Here is a 20,931-nt window from a genome sequence, read left to right as displayed (position 1 = left end):
AGATCTCCGATGAGCTTCGACCTGTTCAAAGTCAACGAGGACCACGAGGCGATCCGCGAGGCCGTCCGCGCGGTCGCCGAAGAGCAGATCGCCCCGCACGCCGCGGAGGCCGACGAACGCGAAGAATTCCCCAAGGCGTCCTACGACGCACTGGTCGCGTCCGACTTCCACGCCCCGCACGTGCCGGAACAGTACGGCGGCGCCGGGGCCGATGCGCTGGCCACCTGCATCGTGATCGAGGAAGTGGCACGCGTGTGCGCGTCGTCCTCGCTGATCCCCGCGGTGAACAAGCTCGGCAGCCTGCCGCTGATCCTGGCCGCGAACGAGGAAGTCAAGGCGAAATACCTGCCGCCGCTGGCCTCGGGCGCGGCAGGATTCTCGTACGGACTGTCCGAACGCGACGCGGGCTCGGACACCGCCTCGATGCGGTGCCGCGCAACTCCTTCCGGCGACGACTGGATCCTGAATGGACAGAAGTCCTGGATCACCAACGCGGGATTCTCGGAGTATTACACGGTCCTGGCAGTCACTGATCCCGACGGCCGCCGCGGCGCCAACGTGACCGCCTTCGTAGTCGAGAAGTCCGACCCGGGATTCTCCTTCGGCGCCAAGGAAAAGAAACTGGGCATCAAGGGCTCGCCGACGCGTGAGCTGCTGTTCGACCAGGTGCGCATCCCGGGTGACCGCATGGTCGGCGAGCCGGGGCAGGGCCTGAAGATCGCTTTGAAGACACTGGACCACACCCGCGTGACGATCGCCGCCCAGGCCGTCGGCATCGCGCAGGGCGCTTTGGACCACGCACTGGCGTATGTCAAGGAGCGCAAGCAGTTCGGCAAGCACATCGCGGACTTCCAGGGAATCCAGTTCATGCTGGCAGACATGGCGATGGCGGTGGAGACGGCACGCCAGATGGTGTACACCGCTGCCGCCAAGTCCGAACGAGGAGACGACGACCTGTCGTTCTTCGGCGCGGCGGCCAAGTGCCACGCCTCGGATGTGGCGATGAGCGTGACGACAGACGCGGTGCAGCTGCTCGGCGGGTACGGGTACACGCGGGACTTTCCGCTGGAACGCATGATGCGGGACGCGAAGATTACGCAGATTTACGAGGGAACGAACCAAATCCAGCGGCTGGTGATGGCTCGGCAGTTGCTGAAGGACTGAGGTTCTGTTCCGGCGGTCCTGGTTGTCCGTGATCATGCTGTCACGGCCACCAGGATCGCCGGGACCCGAACGGTCACGCGCGTTTGCCCGATCCCGGGTGCCCGCCGCTGACGATCCGCACCTGGCGTACTGGATACAGAGGCCCGCTGATCCGTTTCCTGGTCCGGCTCCTGTCCGGGGCGAAGGGAACCGGTTTTGTGCCGCTGTTACGTCAGCGCTCCAGGACTAGCCTGGTCACGCCGTCGCGAGATCCTGACTGACGGCCGTCGAGCCAAGCCGAACTACTCGACGACCTGCGCCCCATACACGCGGGCGGTCCGCCTCCCGGGCAGAGGCGGATCCCGCAGTGATCAGCCCTCGACTGCGGAACAAAGCGGCAAATCCGCCCCTCCGCCCGGACGGTCCGCGAAACCCGCGACCCGATCAGCGGTCGTAATAAGTAGTCGGCCCCTCCGGCCACTGCCGCGTCGGAGGCGGCTGCTCCGTCCGGCCGTTTCGCTTCCGCCGGTGCAGCGTCCGTGCGCTGGCTGCCATGCTGCTCACCAGCGAAGCGATCACCAGCCCGATCACCAGGTTGATCGCCGCGGTGGCGATTTTCGCTTCCAGGCCCACCGTCAGGGTGAGCGGCAGGACCACGGCGATGGCCGTCACCAGCACCATGATCCAGCCGAAAAACTGTCCCGGCGCGGGGGTCGCCACGCTCAGCAGGTGCATCAGCCCCGTCGCCAGCAACGCGACAGCCGCGGCGGAAATGGCGTACGTCGGCGTGCTCGCCTTGCCCCACAGGCCGTCGCCTTTCGGGGCGAGGACTGGTACCTCGAAGATGCCCCGCGCGATCAGCAGGCCGACCACCGCCACCAGAGCCGCGACCACCGCGGTGGCTATTCCGCCTGCCCACAGCCTCGCCGCTGCGATGCCTGGCCGGGTGTCTTCCCCGTATTCGCCGGGGTAGTGCTGCGCCATCGGCGGTCCCTCCGTCGCAAAACCGGTCGCTGCCGATTGTCTCGCTATCGAGGCTGTTCCGCCGGGTCGGCGGACTTCGCCAGCGAACGCAGCCGGAACGACAGGACCACGAGGGTTACCCCGTAGATCACCGCGTAAATCCCGATCAGCAGCGCGACGCCGAACGCGCCCGCGATCGGGTGGAACAGCACGAGCACCCCGGCGATCACCGAGAGCGCGCCCGCGACGATCAAGAACGCCTCGCCGGTGATCTGCTTGCGCAGCCGGATCGCGGCGACGATTTCCATGATCCCGGTGACCACCGCCCACGCCCCGACGAGCGTCGCCAGCACCAGCACGGTCACACCGGGCCACACCAGCGTCATGATCCCGGCGACCAGCCCCAGCACGCCGAGCAGGGCGTAGGCGATCCGGTGCGCGCCGTCGCCCGGCCGGAACGCCTGCAGGAGCGCGCCGACCGCGTCGACCAGCACGTAGATCCCGAACAGGAAAGCCAGCGCCAGCACGGTGATCCCGGGCCACACCAGCGCCAGCACGCCGAACAGGACGCCCAGGATCCCGCGCGTGAGCACGAGCGGCCACGCGCGCCGCGGATCGAGCACCGCGAAGCCGAGGACGGGCGGAATGGGCGTGGACATCGGATGCCTCCCGGGGTGTCGTGCTGACCTGGCGAAACGGTAGCCGGGCCCGGGCGGCAGCGCCGGGACCTCACCCGATCGAGGGCGTCACCACGCGACCGTCAGCCCGGCGAGCCGCCACGTTCCGGGGTCGGGTACCCGCTTCGCCTCGAGAACACGCAAACCGGGGAACCGGTCCAGCACCGCGGTCAGCGCCACCTCCGCCTGAACCCTCGCGAACGACGCGCCGAGGCAGAAATGCGGCCCGTGCGCGAAACCGAGGTGCGCGCCCGCCGAACGGCGGACGTCGAAGCGGTCCGGATCGGCGAAGACGCGCGGGTCCCGGTTCGCCGCAGCGATCGACGCGGTCACCGGCTCGCCCGCGCTGATCCGCGCCCCGGCCAAGTCCAGGTCCTCGGTCGCCCGCCGGGGGATCGTCAGCAGCTGCGAACCGCACCAGCGCATCAATTCCTCGACCGCGCCCGGCCACAGTTCCGGTTCGGCGCGCAGGATTTCGAGCTGATCCGGATGCGCCAGCAGGGTTTCCACCGAATTGGCGATGAAATTCGCCGGGGTCTGCCCGGCCAGCACGAGCTGCCAGACCAGCGCGACGGCTTCCGTTTCCGACAGCCCCGCGCTCGTCAGATGCGCCAGCATCGCGCTGTCCGGACGCGTCACGAGCGTCCGCGAGCTGTCGATGATCCCGGGCACGGCGGCGGCGAACTCTTCTCCGGACACCTGGACGACTGCCGCGCCGTATTCGTGCCAGCGCGGCCGTTCGGCTTCCGGCACGCCGACGAGCGCGCAGATGACCTCCATCGGCAGCGGCCGGGCGAATTCGGCCAGCAGGTCGACCGGGCCTTCCGCGGGCAGCGCGTCCAGGTACCGGGCGACGATTTTCTCGATCTCCGGACGGAAGTCCAGCGCCCGGCGGGCGGCGAACGCGGGCGCGGCGAGACGGCGCAGCCGGGCGTGCTCCGCCCCCTCCATTTCCTGCATGGTCCGCAGGTACGGACGGCAGTGCTCGGGCACGTCCGGACGTTGATAACTGGCCTCGCTCAAGGCGAACCGCTGGTCGGTGAGCATCGCGCGGGCCTCGGCGTGCCGCGTCAGCACCCACATCGGCGGGAAGCCGGGGCCGGTCAGCTTGGCCAGCGGAGATTGTTCGCGGGCGGCTCCGTAGGCGGTGAACGGGTCGCTCGTGACGGCCGGATCGGTCAGGTCGAGCTCGGGAACGGGCGGTGCGGGGGACACGGAAGACCTCCAGATGGTCATTTCAGATGATCTCATCATATGAATGGTGACGGTATCTTGGCAAGGAAGCGGACCGGGAGGACTCACGATGGCGCGGCTGACCAGGGCGCAGACGCAGGAGCGCAACCGGGCGAAGGTGCTGGCCGCCGCCCGCGAGGAGTTCACCGAGCGCGGGTTCCGCGACGCCAAGATCGACGTGATCGCCGAGCGCGCCGAGCTGACCCGCGGCGCGGTCTACTCCAACTTCCCCGGCAAGCGCGCGCTCTACTTCGCCGTCCTCGCCGCCGAGGCGGAACAGTTCGCCGCCCGGCCGCCCGAACCGGATCCGGGCCTGACGCCCGCCGAGGCGCTCGGGGCGTTCGCCCGCGCCTGGGTCGCCCGGCTTCCGCTGGCCACCGACCCGGACGCGCGGCTCGGCGTCGATCTGCTGCCGGAAATCCTCGCCGACGAACTCACCCACCGGCCGTACGCACAGCTGCTGCGGTTCGACGCGATCGTGCTCGGCCTGGTGCTGGAGCGGCTTTCGCCGTCGTCCGGACGGCTGGTGCGGGTGGCGGAAGCGGCGCTGACGATGCTGCACGGAGCGAGTCAGCTCGCCGCCGCGGCACCGGGTTTCGGCGAGCCGTTCAACGTCGTGCGCGCGTGCGAAGCGTTGCCCACGCTGGGACTGAGCGACAGCTGGCCGGAGCCGCCGATCGTCCCGCAAGCCCGGCCAGTCGGGGAAATCTGGGCTCCGCCCGAGGTTTTCGACGCCCTGCGCGAGCGTCCGGCGCGCATCGACGGCGACGGAGTGGTCGCGGTGATCGGGCTGCACCGGCTGTCCGCGGTGGAGGAAGCCTTGCGCGCGGCCAAGGACGTCACGCTCGTCGTCGTCACCGGTCAGCCGGGGGAGCTGGTGCCGTTGACCCAGCTGGTGCTGGCGGATCTGCGCGGGCTGCTGAAGCGGTCGTGCCCGGAATCGGCGTGGCCGGCCGTGCGCGTGATCGTGGACGAGACCGGCGCGGTCGCCGCCGCGGCAGGCGTTTCGGCGGTGAGCGACGCGACCGAGACCGCCATCCGGGTCCACAATGGACAGATCGTGCTGCGGGCGGAGGGCTTCGGCGCCTGCCACGCCGCCGCGACGGGCGCGGTGCCCGCCGGACCCGGGGGAGACCGGTAGGGCCCGCGGAATCCGCTGCCGGGGCCGGGCAAACCCTTCCGAGGTCGGTGGACACGGCCGTCGCCGCGGCAGATAGTGGAGCGAAGATCGGCCGAAAGGAGCGGCGATGGCCGAGATCGCTCCGGTGCTGCCGGCGGACCGGCGGTTGCGCGGCCTGCTGCGGCACGGCACGTTCGCGCAGGTCCTCGACCACGCGCTGAACGCACGGGGGCTGAGCCTCGAACAGGTCCGGCGGCGGCTCGCCGGACAGGGGGTGCGGGTCAGCCGGGCGGCGCTGAGCTACTGGCGCCACGGCCGCAGCCGTCCGGAACGGGCCGAATCGCTGCGCGCGGTGCGGGCGCTGGAGGAGGTGCTCGGCCTGCCGCCGGAATCGCTGGTTTCGCTGCTCGGCCCGCCTCGGCCGCGGGGAAGGGGAGCGGCGGCGGACCCGGAGGCCATCGACCGCAAGCGGCTGTGGCCGGGGCACCGGCCGCTGCTGGCGGACCTGGACCTGCCGCCGGACAGCCTGGTCCGCCGCCTCGACATCCACGAGCACCTGCGGGTCGACGAGCACCGGCGGCTCACCCGGGTGCACACCCGGCTGGTCGTGGAGGCCACCGCCGACCGGGTCGACCGGTGCGTGGTGTTCCTGTGGGCCGAAGGGTCCGCGCCCGCGCTGCCCGCCGAGGTGCGGTACTGCCGCCCGGGCCGGGTCCGGGTGGATCCGGAAGCCGGGGCGACGGTCTGCGAACTGCTGCTGGACCAGCGGCTCGCGACGGGCGAGCGCAGCGTGCTCGAGTACACCGCGGTCTACCCGCCCGGCCCGGAACTGACCTTCTACCACCACCGGTTCACCCGCCCGGTGCGGCAGTACCTGCTGCAGGCGGAGTTCGCCGGGGCCCCGCCTGCCACCTGCGTTCCGTTCCGGCAGAACAGCGTGCAGGCGCCGCGCCGTCCCGGTCCGCCGCTGTGGATCGGCGCCTCCCGGACCGCGCACCTGGTGCTGACCGACGTGCGGCCGGGCATCGCGGGCCTGGCCTGGGAATGGGCCTGACCGGCGGTCCCGGGGAACCGCCGGTCAAGCCCCTGTCTCACCCGGTCAGTAGACGAACCAGGAGACCTGCGCCTTCCCCGCGGCGCCGGAGGTGTCGGTGGCGGTGATCGTCGAATCCCGCAGGCCCGAGGTGGTCTGCGGGTTTCCGGAGATCACGCCGGTGGCGCGGTCGATCGACAGCCCCGAAGGCAGTCCGGCGGCGCTCCAGGAATAGCTGCCGGTGCCGCCGGAGGCCCGCATCGCCAGGCGCACCGGCGTGCCGTGCGGCACGAACTGGAAACCCGGGTCGGCCACGGTGACCGGACCGGACGAACCGCCCTGCACGGTGAGCGTGAACGTGGTGTCGTGGCTCGCCGTGGCGTTCTTGCCGGTGATCGTCACCCGGTAGGTCCCCTGCGGCGTCGAGGCGCTGGTGGCGATCGTCAGCTTCGCCGAACCGCCCGCGTTGACCGACGCCGGATCGAACGTGGCACTCGCCCCGGTGGGCAGTCCGCTCGCGGACAACGCGATGTCCCCGTCCGAAGGCGTGCCGCCGATCTGCTGGTTGGCCCAGTCGCCCATCGAGCCCCACAGCTTGCCGTGCGCGTTGTAGGACGCGCAGTCGGTGCGCAGCCAGGAGAAAACGCCGTAGATCTTGCCGTTGTAGTAGTACGGCCCGCCCGAGTCGCCTTGGCACAGGCCCTTGCTGCCGTCGCCGTAGCCGTCGCAGAACATGTACTGCGGCTTGAACACCGACGAATCGATGCTGCTGCACTTCGAACCGTCCACAGTGGGCAGTACGACCTCGCGCAGCTTGGTGTTCTTGGTGGCGTCGTTGGCGTCGGTCTTGCCGTAGCCGATGGCGGTGCCCTGGGTGCCCAGCGGCAGGTCGTCGGCCGAGGACGCGATCTTCGGATAGGTCATGCCTGCCGGAACGGGGATGTCGGTCTTGGTGAAGATGATCGCCACGTCGTTGCCGTTGCGCCAGCCCTGGTCGCTCTGCGGGCTGTAGTCCGGATGGATCCGGAACTCCGCGATCTCGATCCGGGTGCCCTTGCTGGTGTCGCTGAGGTCGTCCCGTCCGTAGATCAGGTACTTCGGATCGCCGTCGGCGAACTTGCAGTGCGCCGCGATCAGCACGGCCCGTTTGGCGACCACGCTGCCGGTGCAGGACTGCTCCTGCGGGCGCACGCCGCCGGTGCGGTGCTCGGAAATGATGAACGGGTACTTGGCGACGGTGGTCGGCTGCCCGTTGATCACGCTCGGGGTCGCCGACGGCGCGGCACCGTTCACCGCGGTGGCCGAGACGGTGGCGGTCGTGGACTGCCCGGCGTTGACGGTCGCGGAAGCCGGGCTGACGCTGAGCGAGAAATCGCCTTGACCGGAACCGTTGACGGTCAGCGTGACCGGAGTCGTGTGCGTGGCGTCGGCGGTTTTTCCGGTCACCGTCACAGTGGTCTGCCCCGGCGAGGCCGAGGACGACGCCGCGAGGGTGAGCGTGGACGTGCCGCCCGCGGTCACCGACGTCGGGTCGAAGGTCGCGGTGACCCCGGCCGGAAGCCCGCTCGCCGAAAGCGCGACGCTCTGCGCGCTGCCCTTGACGACCTTGGTGGTGATCTTCGCGGTCGCCGACTTGCCTGGGTCCACGCTGACCGACGCCGGGTCCGCGGCGAGGGAGAAGTCGTTGGCCGCGGGCGGGGTCGTGCCGTTGATCAACGGGTCCGCGAGGTTGTCGCCCTGCATCGACCCCCACCCGGTGCACAGGTCGTAGCCGGTGCCCGCGTCGTAGGTGCCGTTGTTGCCGGAGATGACGTCGTGGAAGGCCGAGGAGTACTGCGAGGACTGGGCGATCGAGTACACCGTGGGGTTGATGGCGCCGAGATTGCTCTTGCCCGAGCTTTTCGCCTTCTGGTTGACCATCGCGAGGTAACCGGCCCACAGCGGGGAGGACAGGCTGGTTCCGCCGACGTCCTGCCAGCCGCCGTTCATGTACACCGAAAGCGCGCCGGCCCCGTAGTCGGCGTCGAGCGCGACGTCGGGCACTGAACGGTATTTGCTGCTGCCCGGCTGCCATTCCGGCTTGCTGTAGACCGCCGAGTACCCGCCGCCGGAGCGGGTGTTGCCGGTGCCGCCCTGGTTCCAGCACGACTCCGACTGGTAGGTGCCCGCGCTGTCGCTCGTCCGCAGCTGGGTGCCGCCCACGCCGGTGAACAGCGGGTCGCTGGCCGGGTAATCGGCTTGCACGGTGGAGTTGTCGCCGTTGTAGCCGCAGCCGGTGGCGCCCCAGTCGCCGGAGGCCGACAGCAAGGTCACGCCCTGGGCGACCATCTGGGCGTAGGAATCGTGCGACGCGGCGATCGGGTCGGATTCGCACTTCTCGCCGAGCAGCCACGAGCCCGACAGGATGGTGATCGCGTTGTCGCTGGCGATTTTCGCCATCTCGTCGACCCAGGCTTTGTCGCTGTTGGGCGCCTCGTAGACGATCTGGGCGGCGCCCGGCGCGGTGGCCGCGACCGCCTGGATGTCCAGCGTCACCTCGAGCTGTCCGCTGCCCGGCTGGGAAACCCCGCCGTCCACCGGGACCACCTGGGGCTTGACCGCGGGCTGTTTGAAGTAGTTCGTCCAAGCGTCGATGTCGGACTGCTTGAACGAGTCGAACTCGATCAGCCCGACCGTCTGCCCGGAACCGTTGTAGGAACCGGAAAGCTGCTTCATGCTGTAGGCGGTGCGGAACTGCTCGGGCGTGTAGCCGCCGCCCGGGCCGCCGGGTCCTGCCGGGGCCGAGGCGCGATGCGCGACGGGCCGGTTCGTCAGGCCGGTCACCGTGCGCACGACATTGGCGAGCGAGGACGGCACGCTCGAGGCGGATTCCCTGGCGTAGAAATGCTTTCCGCTCGAGTCGGAGTAGTCGCCGAGCCGGGTGCCGAACGCCGTCTCGACCTGTCCGACGGTCCCGACCGCGTCGATCACCTGGCGGTTGGCCGAAACGTCGGTGACCCGCAGGCCCTGTTTCTCCAGATACGCCTTCGCGGCGTCCACATCGGACGCTCGCGGGGCGAAGCGGGCCGTGTAGTCCGCGCTGGACAGGAAGTGCCGGTAGTCCGGCGAACGCGGATCGCTGACCGCGGCGACGAACTGGGCGAGCCCGGCTTCGTCGTGCGGCCGCAGCGACAGCGCGATCGGGATTTCCCGGTCGGTGTCGGTGGCGCCGAGGCGGTGCGCGCCGGCCGGGGCGGAGCCGGTGGGCGCCAGCGGCGTCCGCGACTCCTGTGCGGCGGCCGAGCCCGGTATCGCCAGGGCGGCGGTCAGGACGAGACCGGCGGCCGCGGCGGCCGGTCTCGCCCACGGGGAACGAGGGAGCACGATTCCTCCAAACTGAAGCGGAGAAGAAACAGCCGGCCAAGGCTAGCCGCGGCGGCGGTCTCCGAATCGGGCTCGCTGAACGTTCGACGATGTTCAGCCGGGATTTTGAACGATGCCGTTTTCCCTGGTCAGCGCGGGTGGGTTGAAACAGTTTTCCACAGAATGGCGGGCTGTTTCACCGCGCCGGGAGAACTGAACGGGAAAGGAGAACCGGCACGACCATCAGTGCGATGGCCGTCCAGGGCAGCGCTCCGGTGCCGAGCAGTGCTCCGCCGATCAGCGCGCCGCCTGCGACGGCTCCGTTCCAGCCGGCGATGGTCAACGATTGCGCGATATCGGCCCGGCGGCCGGCCAGGACCGCGGTGACCGCTTGGAACGACGTCGGCGCCCCGCCGAAAGCCAAGCCCCACAACGCACTCGCGGCGAGCAGCAGCACCGGTTCGCGGCCGCCGAAGACCAGTATCGCGAAACAGGCGGCAGTGACGGCGGCGCAGCACAGCAGTACGGCGCGCGGATGCCGGTCGAGAGCGAGCCCGACCAGCCACAGCCCGGCGACCGTGGCCGCGCCGAACAGCAACAGGCCGGCGCTCAACAGCGCGAGATGCCCGCGGCCGGCGTAGAATGGGCCGAGGTACGTGTAGAACATGTTGTGCGCCAAGGAAAACGCGATCACCAGAAGCAGCAGCGGGCGCAGTCCCGGCGTGCGCAGGACCGCGCGGAGACTCGTCCGGGCACCCGGTTCCTCGCCGGACAGCGGCGGAACCACCGCCACGATCCACCACAGCAGCGGCACCGCGACGAAGGCCATCCCGGCGAACACCCAACGCCAGCCGACGAGTTCGCCGAGCGCGGCGCCGGCCGGAACGCCGAGCGCGAAACCGACCGGGGTGCCGGCCATCGCGACGGCGAGCGCGCGGCCGGACCGTTCCGCGGGCACCAGCCGCATGGCGTAGTTCGCGACGAGGGACCACAGGATCCCGGTGAGCGCCCCGGAGGCCACCCGGGCCGCGAGCACCAGCGCGAACCACGGGGACAACGCGACCGTCAGGTTGGTCGCCACGAACCCGGCGACGAGCAGAAGCAGGAGTTTCCGGCGAGGCATCCGGGCCGACGCGGCAGTCAGCGGCAACGCGGTGAGCGCGGTGGTGATCGCGTACACCGACACGAGCTGCCCCGCGGCGGCCGGGGACACCCCGAGATCGGCCGCGGCGGGAAGCAGGATCCCGGCCGGGACGATCTCGGTCAGGCAGCCGAGGAACACCGCGGTGGCGAGGGCGAGCAGAGCGGGCATCGGGAGGGAGGTGCGGCCGGGCGGTGCCGTGACGTCCATGGCGGGTCCTCGGGTGGTGGCGGTCGGTCCGGTCGCGTTCGTTGTGCGGGGAGGTGCGGTCGGTCGGTGGGGTCTTGAGGGGCGGTTCGGCCGGGCGGGTGTCTGGTGTTGGCGGGGGTGTTGGTGGAGGGAGCGGTGCGGTGGGGTTGCCGGTGGGGCCTTGCGGTTCGGGCGGTTCGGCCGGGCGTGTGTATGGCGTTGGCGGGGGTGTCGGTGGAGGGAGCGGTGCGGTGGGGTTGCCGGTGGGGCCTTGCGGGTCGGGCGGTTCGGCCGGGCGGGTGTCTGGCGTTGGCGGGGAGTCGGTGGAGGGAGCCGTGCGGTGGGATTGCCGGTGGAGCCCACGAGAGCCGGGGCGGTTCGGCCGCGGGTGTGGCGGGCGGCGGCGGAGTGCGTCCGGCGCAGTGCCCGGCGAACGGGGGAGATGCGGCCGGGCGGCACCGCGCCGCCCAGGTGGGGGCTCCTGGCGTCGCGGTGACCGGCCCGGCCGCGCGCGGTTACGTCGTGTGCAGCAGCAGGTTGTGCGACCCTTCCCCGGGATCGACGACCTTGTCCTTCGCGGCCGCGTCGGTCATGCCCTTCAGCACCGCGTCCGGAGTGGCGTCCGGATGCTCGGCCAGGAACATCGCGGCGACCCCGGCGGCCTCCGCCGAAGCGAGCGACGTCCCGGAGACCACGCTGGACGCGCAATCGTCGGCATTGTCCGCCGTCCGGATGTCCTTGCCTGGCGCGTAAAGGTCCACGCAGCTGCCGAAATTCGAGGACGGCACCCGGTGGTCGGCCTGGTCGGTGGCTCCCACGGTGATCCCGGTGGTCTGCCGGGCGGGCGTGACGTCGCAGGCGTTCACCCCGGCGCCGCCCGAGCCGTTGCCCGCGGCGACGGTGTAGGCGAGGCCGTTCTGGGTCATCTTGTAGAGCTGGATGTCGAGAACTGTCCCGCTGGGGCCGGAGAAGCTGAGGTTCAGCAGGGCCGGGCGCTGCGCGTGGACGTTCACCCAGTCCAAAGCGGACAGAATCTCCTCGGTGGTGCCCGTGCCGTCGCAGCCGAGGGTCCGCACCGACTCGATCGAAGCCTCTTTCGCGACCCCGTAGCGGTGGCCGGCGATGGCAGCGGCGACCTGCGTGCCGTGGCCGTTGCAGTCCGATCCGCTCTGGTCGTCGCCGGGGTCGATCGCGTCGTACGCGGCGTGCGCGCGGCCGCCGAAGTCGTGATGGCTCGTGCGCACCCCGGTGTCGAGCACGTACACGTGCACGTTCGCCGCGGTGTTCGGATAGGTGTAGCTGCCGTCGAGCGGGAGGTCCGCCTGGTCGATCCGGTCCTGACCCCACGAAGGCGGGTCTTCCTGAGTCCCGGCCGCGGTGTAGACCTGGTTGGCCCCGACCGTGGTGACGGCCGCGTCGGTGAGGTACTTGTCGTGCTGTTCCCGGGTCGCCGAAAGGGAAAACGCCTGCGAGACCGAGTAGTAGACCCGGCGCAGCGTGCCGCCGTACTTGGCGATCAGCGCGTTCGCGGCGGCGGTGACCTTGTCCTTGTCCTTGTCCATCGGCTTGAGCCGCACGAGGTACACCGCGGTGTCGTCGGCGACCGCCGCGGGCGCGGCCGTGCCGGCCGCGAGGCAGAGCAGCGCCGCCAGCACGACGGCTTTCGGGGTGCGTTTCATGGTGATCCCTTCGGGGACCGCCGCCGGGACCGGGGAGTCCCGGCGGCGTTCGGGCGAGGTCAGAGGTTGTTGAGCCAGGTGCGCAGGTCGTCCGGGCCGCTGCCCTCGTCGAACCCGACCACCCGGCTGCCCTTCTCCTGGCCGCCTGAGACGTCGATCAGCGTGGGGATGTACTCGATGCCGTACTTGTCGGCGATCTCCTTGTTCTGGCCCTGCTCGCTCAGGTCCACCTTCGCCCAGATCCACTTGCCGTTGTCGGCCGCGTGGTATTTCTCCAGGTACGGGGCCATCTTCTGACAGGGACCGCACCAGCTGGCGTAGAAGTCCAGCACCACCGGCTTGGTCTTGGACATCTCCATCACCTGGTCGTAGTTGGCCGAGGTGACGTCGACGACGGTCTCGTCCTGCGGGGCCAGCGAGGCGTACGACGCCGGGGCCGGCGCCGCGTTCGCCGGGGCCGCCGCGGCGCCGCCGAGGACGCCTGCCGTCATCGCCGCGACGGCCGCGAACATCCGGATTCTCGTTCCCATCGTTCTCTCCTCTATTCGGGGTGGTTGACCGGCACCGGCGCGGGACGCGCCGGGGTCTCGGGGGCCGGGCCGGTTTCGGTGGGATGCCCGGCCGCGACCCAGTCTTCGATTCCTTCGCGGTACTTGCGGACGTCGGCGTAACCGAGTTCGAGCAGCCGGGCGCCGACGAATTCGCTGTTGCGGCAAGGGGTGTTGGCGCAGTAGACGACGATCGGCGCGGTTTTGTCCGGGACCACTCGCGGGGCGTGCTCGTCGGTGAACCGCGCGGCCTGCTCGTAGGGGAAGCCCGGGATGTTGCGGGCGCCGGGGAGGTGTTCGCGGGCGTAGTAGTCGGGCGGCATGGTGTCGACGACGATCACCGTGCCCTCGTCCATCGCGGTTTTCAGCTCTTCGCGGCCGATCAGCGGCAGCATGCCGGTTCCTCCCGGGTTCCGGCGGCGGGTCAGCAGGCCCGCCGCGAGGTGACTGACGAACGCCACGACCACCGAGTTGATCGTGGGAATCCCGAAGTCGAAGACGACCGCGAACGCCGTCCCCAGCGCCCAGCTGACCAGCGCGGCCGGCGCCCAGTCGCGGCCGGCGACCGCCTGCCCGCGGCGCAGCGCGGCGAAAACGGGACGGCACCGGCGAAGCACGAAGTACTCCGCGATGAGCACCCCGGCCACCGGCGGCGCGAGCACGCCGACCGCGGTCAGGAATCCGGCGAAGTCGTCCGCGATCCCGAGCGCCGACGCCGCGGTGCCGAAGACCCCGAGCACCAGCACGACGCGCACCCGGCCGACCTTCCGGTCGAACAGCACGTCCACGACGTTGACCAGGCCGAGCGAGGAGGAGTACAGGTTCCAGTCGTTGATCTTGAGGATCGCGGTGGCCAGCACCAGGGTGCCGAGCAGTCCCGAGGACGACGTGACGATGCCGACGACGTCCGAGGTCGCGGCGGCGTGCGCGAGCAGCACGCCGATCAGCCCGATCAGGTACTCGCCGAGCGTCACGCTGAGCACGGTCTGCTTGACCACGTCGCCGCGGGTGCGGTTGAACCGCGTCATGTCCGGGGTCATCAGCGCGCCGAGGATGAACGCGCCGGACACCAGCGTGGTCGCCGCGCCGAGCGACAGCGGCGGTCCCGGCGGGGGAGCGGCGATCAAGGCCGCCAGCGAGTGCGTGTGCAGCGCGTCCAGCACCGAATACCCGGCCAGCACCAGGAAAGCGGGCACGGTCAGGTAGGCGGTCCAGGCCATCAGGCGGAAGCCGTAGACGGTGATCACGGTGATCGCCAGCCCGCCGACCAGCGCCCAGCCCCATTCCGGCAGCGCGCCGCCGAAGGCGTGCATCCCGTGCGCGAACACCCCGTTCTGCACGCCGAACCAGCCCGCGAGGCTGATCGCGACCAGCAGGCCGACCAGCGCGGAACCCTTCCGGCCGAACCCGGCCCAGCGGGCCAGCACCGAGGTGGACAGCCCCTCGCGCACCCCGGCGATGCCGAGCAGCACGGTGATGACCTCCAGCAGCACCGACCCGATCGTGATGGCCAGCACCGCGTTCCAGAAGGTCATGCCGTAGCCGAGCAGCGCGCCGACGATGAACTGCTGGAACGAGGAAACCTGCCCGAACCGCTGCACCGCGACCGAGGGCCAGGACCGGCGGGCGGAGTCCGGGACGCGGGTCAGCGAATAGTCGTCGTGGCGCCCGCTCATCGGCCGGTCGCTTCCAGCGCGGCTTCGGCGACGACCAGGAAACCCTGGCCGGGTTCGGGCCGGAAGGAGAATTCGCGGGCGAAGAACTTTTCCAGAAACGGCACCCGCTGGTGGTAGACGAACATCGACCGCGGATTTCCGGTGATCAGCCCGGAACCGGCGAACAACGGGAGTTCGGCGAGGAAGTAGCGCACCGCGAGGCGCAGCGCCTCCTCGTCCGGCGCGTTTCCGGTCCGGCCCTGCAGCACCCAGGTGGAAGCGCCGTAGCAGGCGGAACGGAATGCGCGGTCGGTTTCGAAGCAGTTTTCCGCCGCGGCCAGCAGCCGCCGATAGGCGGGCAGTTCGCGCAGCCGGGCCATGCCGAGGATCCGGCTCTCCGGATCGGGCACGTCCAGCGCGCGCAGCGCGGCGGCGATCTTGTTGTGCACGTGGCAGGACTGCCGGTGCGCCTTCTGTTTCGCCCTGGCCGGCGGGTATCCGAGCGCTTCGAGCGTGTAGGCGGTGACCTCGTCCGGGACGAAGAAGCAGAACTCGGCGAAGTGGCCCGCGGTCCACGCGGCGAGCCGGATCAGCCGTTCCGCGGTGAAATAGCCGTTGAACGGGCTCACCCCGACACAGGCGTGCCGGACGTCCGGGTACAGCCGGGCGCAGCCGGAAGACAGCGGAGTCGCGTCGAACATGGAAATCCTCCACCTTTTCTCGTCCCGATTCCGCGTTTCCCCGGCGGGGCGGGACCGGTGCGCTCACTGTGCCGGGACGGAAGCGGGCCGGGTAATGCCTGCCGGTTATGCCGTCGCGGGACGGCGAAGTGGGTGAGTTCGGAAAGAGGATTTCCTACTTTGGTCGGGCGATCGCCACACTTTCGCCGGTGCACTCGCCCGCGAAAGCGTCATATCGTGGACTTTCGTGGAGTTGGAACTCAAGCATTTGCGCCACCTCCAGGCGATCGCGAAAGCGGGCAGTCTCAACCGCGCCGCCACCGAACTCGTGCTGCCGCAGCCCGCGCTCAGCCGCGAGCTGCGCCGGATCGAGGAACTGCTCGGCCGGCCGCTGTTCGAACGCGCCCGCGCCGGGGTGCGGCCCACGCCGTTCGGGCGGCTGATCCTCGACTACGCGGACGGGATCCTCGCGCGCGCCGCCCGGATCGGGCCCGCCCTCGCGCAGCAGTGCGCCCAGCGGGCCGGCGCGCTGCGGGTCGGCTGGTCGCAGACCGTGCTGTCCGGCCCGTTGCTCCGCGCGCTGGAGACGGCCGGGCTCGGCGACCGGGCGGAGATCCGGACCGCCGGGTCGACCGCCGAACTGCTCGTCTGGTTCGGGCGCGGCGAACTCGACCTCGCCGTGCTGTCCGAACAGTGCGAGGTGCCGCTCCCGGCGAACACCGGCCGGATCGACCTCGCCGAGGACCCGCTGCTGATGATGCTCCCGGACTGGCATCCGCTCGCTGCCCGGCACACCGTGGACCTGGCCGAGCTGGAACACGAGCGGTGGATCTCCTCGACCGGGCCGGACCGCTGCCGCGAGTTCCTGGCCCGGGTCTGCGGCCCGTACGGGTTCGCCCCGGTGATCGCGCACTACGTGCCGGTTTCCGGCCCGCGCGACGAGATCGTCCGCTACCAGGGCGACGTCACGCTCATCCAGGCCTCCCGTCCGCTCGCTCCGGGGGTGGTGCACCGGCCGGTCGCCGATCTGCGGATGCGGACCAGCCATTTCCTGCTCTACCGCGAGGACAGCCCGGTCGCCGCGCGCGCCGGTCTCCTGGCCGGCTTGGTCCTCGACGGCTTTCACGACGACCGCGGCGGCTACGACGGCCCGCGCGCGATTCCCGGGGAACTGCCGTGGCTGACCGCCCGGACCAGCTGATCCGCACCGGCCCGGACCTCGAGCTGCGGCAGCTGAAGCTGCTGGTCGCGATCGCCGAGGCGGGCAGCGTGCCGGCCGCCGCGGCCGCGCTCGGAACCACTCCGGCGAAGCTCGCGGCGCGGATCCGGCGGCTGGAACGGATGATCGGGGCGGCTCTGCTGGCCGCGGAACCGGCCGGGAAGCTGTTCACCGAGACCGGCGAACTCCTGCTCGAACACGCCGCGGTGGTGGTGCCGCAGTTCGACCGGATGCTGTCCGCCGCTCGCGCCGGCCTCGACCGGCCCGCCGCCCAGATCCGGATCGGCTCGGTGCCGACGCCCGTGCTGCCGCGGCTGATTCGCGAGGTGGGCCGCCGCAATCCCGGCGCCGAACTGGCGGTCCGGACCGGCGAATCGGCCGCGGAGCTGGCCGAAGCACTGCTTCGCGACGAACTGGACCTCGGCGTGCTGCGGCAGGACGCCGTGCGGGAACGCCCTGCTCTGGAATGGGTTTCGATCGCCACGGAACCGCTGGTGGTCGGGATTCCGCACCGGCATCCGCTCGGCGTTCCGGATTCGCTCACCCCGGCCGCGCTGTCCGGACAGCGCTGCGTTGCCCTGGACCAGCCTCGGACCCGCGCTTTGCTCGCGGCCTTCGCCGACGCGGGCGCCGATCCGCGGCTGTGCTACGCGGAAACCGAATGGGCGGCGTTGTGTCTTGGCTACGGTGCCGGGATTCTGTCGGTGACAGCTCTGCCGACGACCCCGATGCCGGACACCTCGTACCGGCCATTGCATTGTGCGGCAACGAATTCGACGCTGGTGCTGGCTTGGACTGGCGGGTCGCTCGCTGGTTGGGTCCCGCGCGTGCGGGCGGCGATGACGCGCGCGCATGCCGAGCACCTTCGCGCTCTGACAACTGCGTGAGGGCCGCTTCGGAAGAAACCCGAAGCGGCCTTCACGGAAACCCGTCAGCCGATGCGGTAGCTGTACGGCAGAGTCGCCAGCACCTCACCGGTTCCGACCTGCGGCAGGCCGGTCGCCCCGGTCGGCAGCGACGGCACGGTCACGATGTTCAAGTGCCCGGCCACCTGCTGCCCGCGGTCGCCCGACGGCGTGATCGTCACCAGGATGGTCGCGGTCTCGCCCGGCTTCACCAGTTGCGGCGTGCCGCCGGTGCCGTTCGGGTCCACCGACTGGCCGTACGGGTCGCCGGTCGACGACGTCACCGAGGAGTCGAAGCCCGCGGTCTGGATCGACGCCGTGTAGCTCGAATGCCCGGCCGGCGCGCCTTCCGGGCCGAACGGGCCGATCTCCTGCACGTCGGCGAACCAGACGCCCTTGGTGACGTACCCGGTCTTCTCGCCGATCGTCGCGACTGACACCGTGCTGCCGTTCTGCGCGGACTTCAGGTCGCCGAGCACGTCGATGCCCGCCGCCGAGCCCTGGATCTCCGCCTGCGCGGGCACGGTCGAGGACGTCGCGACGGTGAACTTGCTCGTCTCCGGCGGAATCGAGTACACCGGCGCGTTCGTGTTCAGCTCCGGCAGGTCGACCTCGGTCGAACCCTGGATCGGCTGCGGCTGCAGCGTTTGCCGGGCGTTGGTGCGCGCGTCGATGCCGATGGCGATCGGCTCGACGCCGGTGTTGCGCACCGTCACCGGCACGGTCACCGCCTTGCCCGCCGGGAGCGACGCCGACCGCGGCAGCGCGGGCGCGCTGGCCGAGACCTGGTCGAAGCCGACGGTTCCGGTGAACGGCTGGTCGATCTGCTTGCCCGTCACCGGGTTCTGCACCACGAGCACGAGGTGCCAGCGGCCCGGCAGCGGATTCGCGTCGACGAGCTGCAACCCGGTGCCCTGCTTCAGCGTGGTGGCCGAATCGAGGTAGGCGTTGCTGTTCACGTCGGCGAGCTCGCCGTTCGGGTCGACCAGGACGCCGTCGAGCAGCGTGCCCGGATCCTGCAGTTTCACCGCGACGTCGAGGTCCCGTTTGCCGCGCGGGACGTCGAATTCGTAGGAGAACGTCTGCGCGGGCGACACAGCACGGGCGTTGCCGCCGGTGATCGTGCCGCTGAACGCACCCGGCCCGTTCCTGGTCGGGATCAGCGCGCGCAGCACGGCCGACACGGAGGTCTGGTGGCCGTCGGAGCTGCCGAAGGTGATCGAATAGTCCGCGTCGCCGCCGCTGCCCGGAGTCTGCAGCGCGACGTGCACCGGCTTCGTCTGGCCCGGCTTGAGTTCCAGGATCTGCGGCGACACCTGGCCGTACGGGACGGCTCGCTGCGCGGTGGTCGCCAGCTGGACGTCACCGGTGTAGCCGGCCGGTCCGGACGCCGAGTACAGCACCGCGGTCCAGGTGCCCGCGGCCGGGCGCGTGACGTCCACGTTGGCGTAGTTGGCCGTCGCGGCCCCGCCCTGCGGACGGCTGTTGGCGACGAAGGTGCCGTCCGGCGCGAGCAGCGTCAGCCGCACCACCGGGGTGACACTCTGGCCGTTGACCGTCTTCGGGCTGCCCTGCCAGGCCATCCGCGCCAGCAGCCGCTGCGCGCCGTTCGGCACGGAGAACGTGACCTTCTGGTATGCCCAGTTCGTGCCGTTGAAGTACGGGAACGTCGGCAGCTTGGTCGAATCGAACGCGGTGGTCTGCGTCTGCGTGCCCATCGGGACGAACGTCCGCGTGCCGGTGCTGACCGTCAGCGGCTTGGTGCCCGAGTTGGTGACGTTCACCGACGCCTGCTGCGTGCTGCCCGGCGCGCCTTCCAGCGTCAGCTGGTCGGCCGACAGCGTGATGTTCGAGGAAACCCCCGCTGGCACCCCAGTCGAACCCGGAGCGGTGAGCGCCGCTTCGACCGCCGCGCGCGCGTCGAGAAGGCCAGCGCCCTGCTCGTCGGCCGGGAGGTTGAGGTCGCGCGCGGTGCTGGTGATGATCTGCTTCACCTGCGCGGGCGACGGCGACGCACCGTGATGCGCATTGCGGTAACTCTGGATCACCAGCGCAGCGACACCCGCGGTCAGCGGGGCGGATTCGCTGGTGCCGCCGAAGGATTCGAGGTCGGTCGGCTTCGGGACGGTGTTGAAGTTGCGGCATTCCGAGTACGCCGGGGAGCAGTCGGCCCAGTTGCCCTCGCCGGGCGCGACGAGGTCGATGGTGCGGCCGTTCTGCGTGATGCCGGACGAGGACAGCGCGGAGATGTTGTCGCTCACCCACTTCCCGTTGGAGAAGCCGAAAGCCGCGTAACCGGTCTGCGCGTACAGCCGGTTGTCGGTCGTCGCGCCGGTGGAGATCACCAGCGGGTCGGTGGCCGGGCTGCCGATCGTGGACGTGGTGCCCGCGTCGCCGCTGGACGCGGTGACCGTGACGCCCGCGGCCACGGCCTGGTCGTTGAAGACCTGGAACAGGTTACGGGAGCTGGAATCCGGGTACTGGTTGAGGCCGAGCGACTCGTTGAGCACGTCGACGTGGTCGACCGTCACCGCGTAGTCGATCGCCTGCAGCACCGCGGAGTTCGTGGCGGTCTTGCCGAAGACGTTCAGGCCGACCAGGCTCGCGCCCGGCGCGACGCCCTTGACGACGATGTTGCAGCCCGCCGGGAGCGGATGCTTTTCGTTCACGAACTTCGACAGGTCGTGCACCACCACGCCCTGCGCGGCGATCGAGGAAGCGTCGCCGAACGCCTCGGCCCCGGCGTCGGTCGTGTTCGGGCCGTCGCCGGAGAAGTCCTGGTAGTCGGAGAACACATGGCTGCCGTCCGGACGGATGAAGTCCGCGTAGTTCGGGTCCATGTTGTCGGCGAGGAACGCGACCTTGACCCCGGCGCCGTCGGCCAGATCGGACGCGCTCTTGCCGCCGGTGGTGCTGTACGCGCGGATCGAGGTCAGTGCTTCGGGCTCCAGCAACGGTTTCGCCGGATCGGCCGGGCAGGTCGCGTTCGGCACGCCCGGCGCGGCCGGCCCGCCTGCCTTGGGCGCGGCGGCCGGTGCGCCCGGTTTGGCGTCCGTCAGCGTCACCTTGCTGTCCGGCAGCACCTGCGCGACCGCCGGATCGTGCGCGAGCTGCGCGGCCTGCGCGGGCGTGACGGTGGCGGAAAACGCGTTGCCCAGCGCGAAATGCTTGACCTTCGCCGGTGCCGCGCCGGAGAGCTTGGCGAGCACCGAATCCTGTTCTTGGGTGGCTTTGGCGCGGCGGGTGTCCGAGGCCGCCTTGGTGGGCGGCGCGCTCGGCAGCTGGTCGGAAAGGACGACGATCACCGATTGCGGCGCGGAGTCGGCCGCGGCTGGTACGGCAGCCCGCGCCGGCTGGGTCGCCCCGGCCAGCACCAGGCTGCCGGTCGCAGCCATGACCAGGGC

The 20,931-nt window shown here is 70.6% G+C and carries 15 protein-coding genes and 1 pseudogene; 5 read left to right on the top strand and 11 right to left on the bottom strand.

What is annotated here, in order from left to right; all coding sequences use genetic code 11:
* Positions 1–9: 9 nt before the first annotated feature.
* Positions 10–1,164 (top strand): acyl-CoA dehydrogenase family protein, encoded by a 1,155-nt coding sequence (locus F9C12_RS08630; protein ID WP_409465472.1) that lies wholly within the window; start codon positions 10–12, stop codon positions 1,162–1,164.
* A 423-nt stretch (positions 1,165–1,587) separates the two neighbouring features.
* Here the strand turns inward: F9C12_RS08630 and F9C12_RS08625 are convergent, their stop codons facing one another.
* From F9C12_RS08625 to F9C12_RS08615, 3 genes are all read right to left on the bottom strand, one after another.
* Positions 1,588–2,127 (bottom strand): DUF6069 family protein, encoded by a 540-nt coding sequence (locus tag F9C12_RS08625; protein WP_409181462.1) that lies wholly within the window; start codon positions 2,125–2,127, stop codon positions 1,588–1,590.
* Positions 2,128–2,171: 44 nt separating this feature from the next.
* Entirely contained in the window at positions 2,172–2,765 is a 594-nt protein-coding gene (locus tag F9C12_RS08620) for an HdeD family acid-resistance protein (protein ID WP_409181461.1), read from the bottom strand.
* A gap of 87 nt (positions 2,766–2,852) precedes the next feature.
* Positions 2,853–3,998 (bottom strand): cytochrome P450, encoded by a 1,146-nt coding sequence (locus F9C12_RS08615; RefSeq protein WP_409465471.1) that lies wholly within the window; start codon positions 3,996–3,998, stop codon positions 2,853–2,855.
* Between the two features lie 88 nt (positions 3,999–4,086).
* Between F9C12_RS08615 and F9C12_RS08610 the strand changes: the two genes are divergently transcribed.
* Positions 4,087–5,157 (top strand): TetR/AcrR family transcriptional regulator, encoded by a 1,071-nt coding sequence (locus tag F9C12_RS08610; protein WP_409465470.1) that lies wholly within the window; start codon positions 4,087–4,089, stop codon positions 5,155–5,157.
* A gap of 106 nt (positions 5,158–5,263) precedes the next feature.
* Positions 5,264–6,190, top strand: a complete 927-nt coding sequence (locus F9C12_RS08605; RefSeq protein WP_409465469.1) for an XRE family transcriptional regulator — start codon at positions 5,264–5,266, stop codon at positions 6,188–6,190.
* Positions 6,191–6,235: 45 nt separating this feature from the next.
* On the opposite strand, the gene F9C12_RS08600 is transcribed toward F9C12_RS08605, so the two are convergent.
* The 7 genes and pseudogenes from F9C12_RS08600 to F9C12_RS08570 all read right to left on the bottom strand — a co-directional run bounded on the left by F9C12_RS08600 (position 6,236) and on the right by F9C12_RS08570 (position 15,424).
* Positions 6,236–9,532: a protease pro-enzyme activation domain-containing protein gene (locus tag F9C12_RS08600; RefSeq protein ID WP_409465468.1), complete on the bottom strand. Its 3,297-nt coding sequence runs from the start codon at positions 9,530–9,532 to the stop codon at positions 6,236–6,238.
* Positions 9,533–9,707: 175 nt separating this feature from the next.
* Positions 9,708–10,862, bottom strand: a complete 1,155-nt coding sequence (locus tag F9C12_RS08595; protein ID WP_409465467.1) for an MFS transporter — start codon at positions 10,860–10,862, stop codon at positions 9,708–9,710.
* Between the two features lie 494 nt (positions 10,863–11,356).
* A complete protein-coding gene (locus F9C12_RS08590; RefSeq protein ID WP_409465466.1) occupies positions 11,357–12,520 on the bottom strand; it encodes a S8 family peptidase in 1,164 nt (387 codons plus the stop codon).
* Positions 12,521–12,579: 59 nt separating this feature from the next.
* A complete protein-coding gene (locus F9C12_RS08585) occupies positions 12,580–13,050 on the bottom strand; it encodes a thioredoxin family protein (protein WP_409181454.1) in 471 nt (156 codons plus the stop codon).
* A gap of 11 nt (positions 13,051–13,061) precedes the next feature.
* Positions 13,062–13,463: a rhodanese-like domain-containing protein gene (locus F9C12_RS08580; protein WP_409187030.1), complete on the bottom strand. Its 402-nt coding sequence runs from the start codon at positions 13,461–13,463 to the stop codon at positions 13,062–13,064.
* A gap of 147 nt (positions 13,464–13,610) precedes the next feature.
* Positions 13,611–14,603 (bottom strand): annotated as a pseudogene (locus F9C12_RS08575) (cytosine permease); the annotation flags it as partial.
* Between the two features lie 137 nt (positions 14,604–14,740).
* A complete protein-coding gene (locus F9C12_RS08570) occupies positions 14,741–15,424 on the bottom strand; it encodes a tRNA-dependent cyclodipeptide synthase (protein ID WP_409465465.1) in 684 nt (227 codons plus the stop codon).
* A 226-nt stretch (positions 15,425–15,650) separates the two neighbouring features.
* On the opposite strand from F9C12_RS08570, the gene F9C12_RS08565 reads away from it, so the two are divergent.
* Together F9C12_RS08565 and F9C12_RS08560 are read left to right on the top strand one after the other, a co-directional pair.
* On the top strand, positions 15,651–16,604 hold the full coding sequence (locus tag F9C12_RS08565; RefSeq protein WP_409181452.1) for a LysR family transcriptional regulator: 954 nt from the start codon (positions 15,651–15,653) through the stop codon (positions 16,602–16,604).
* The gene (locus tag F9C12_RS08560) at positions 16,580–17,509 is read left to right on the top strand and encodes a LysR family transcriptional regulator (RefSeq protein WP_409465464.1); all 930 of its coding nucleotides are present in this window, start codon (positions 16,580–16,582) and stop codon (positions 17,507–17,509) included. Before F9C12_RS08565 ends, F9C12_RS08560 begins: the two co-directional genes overlap by 25 nt.
* 44 nt (positions 17,510–17,553) lie before the next feature.
* On the opposite strand, the gene F9C12_RS08555 is transcribed toward F9C12_RS08560, so the two are convergent.
* Positions 17,554–20,922 (bottom strand): S8 family serine peptidase, encoded by a 3,369-nt coding sequence (locus tag F9C12_RS08555; RefSeq protein WP_409465463.1) that lies wholly within the window; start codon positions 20,920–20,922, stop codon positions 17,554–17,556.
* Positions 20,923–20,931 lie beyond the last annotated feature (9 nt).

The sequence above is a fragment of the Amycolatopsis sp. GA6-003 genome (assembly GCF_046267895.1).
Taxonomy (GTDB): Bacteria; Actinomycetota; Actinomycetes; order Mycobacteriales; family Pseudonocardiaceae; genus Amycolatopsis.
This window is presented reverse-complemented; position numbering and strand designations above follow the sequence as displayed.

Bases quoted from the DNA above. Each gene is read 5' to 3' on its own strand.
- F9C12_RS08580 (WP_409187030.1), bottom strand. From the start codon at position 13,463: ATGCTGCCGCTGATCGGCCGCGAAGAGCTGAAAACCGCGATGGACGAG.
- F9C12_RS08610 (WP_409465470.1), top strand. From the start codon at position 4,087: ATGGCGCGGCTGACCAGGGCGCAGACGCAGGAGCGCAACCGGGCGAAG.
- F9C12_RS08595 (WP_409465467.1), bottom strand. From the start codon at position 10,862: ATGGACGTCACGGCACCGCCCGGCCGCACCTCCCTCCCGATGCCCGCT.
- F9C12_RS08630 (WP_409465472.1), top strand. From the start codon at position 10: ATGAGCTTCGACCTGTTCAAAGTCAACGAGGACCACGAGGCGATCCGC.
- F9C12_RS08555 (WP_409465463.1), bottom strand. From the start codon at position 20,922: ATGGCTGCGACCGGCAGCCTGGTGCTGGCCGGGGCGACCCAGCCGGCG.
- F9C12_RS08620 (WP_409181461.1), bottom strand. From the start codon at position 2,765: ATGTCCACGCCCATTCCGCCCGTCCTCGGCTTCGCGGTGCTCGATCCG.
- F9C12_RS08585 (WP_409181454.1), bottom strand. From the start codon at position 13,050: ATGGGAACGAGAATCCGGATGTTCGCGGCCGTCGCGGCGATGACGGCA.
- F9C12_RS08625 (WP_409181462.1), bottom strand. From the start codon at position 2,127: ATGGCGCAGCACTACCCCGGCGAATACGGGGAAGACACCCGGCCAGGC.
- F9C12_RS08570 (WP_409465465.1), bottom strand. From the start codon at position 15,424: ATGTTCGACGCGACTCCGCTGTCTTCCGGCTGCGCCCGGCTGTACCCG.
- F9C12_RS08590 (WP_409465466.1), bottom strand. From the start codon at position 12,520: ATGAAACGCACCCCGAAAGCCGTCGTGCTGGCGGCGCTGCTCTGCCTC.
- F9C12_RS08605 (WP_409465469.1), top strand. From the start codon at position 5,264: ATGGCCGAGATCGCTCCGGTGCTGCCGGCGGACCGGCGGTTGCGCGGC.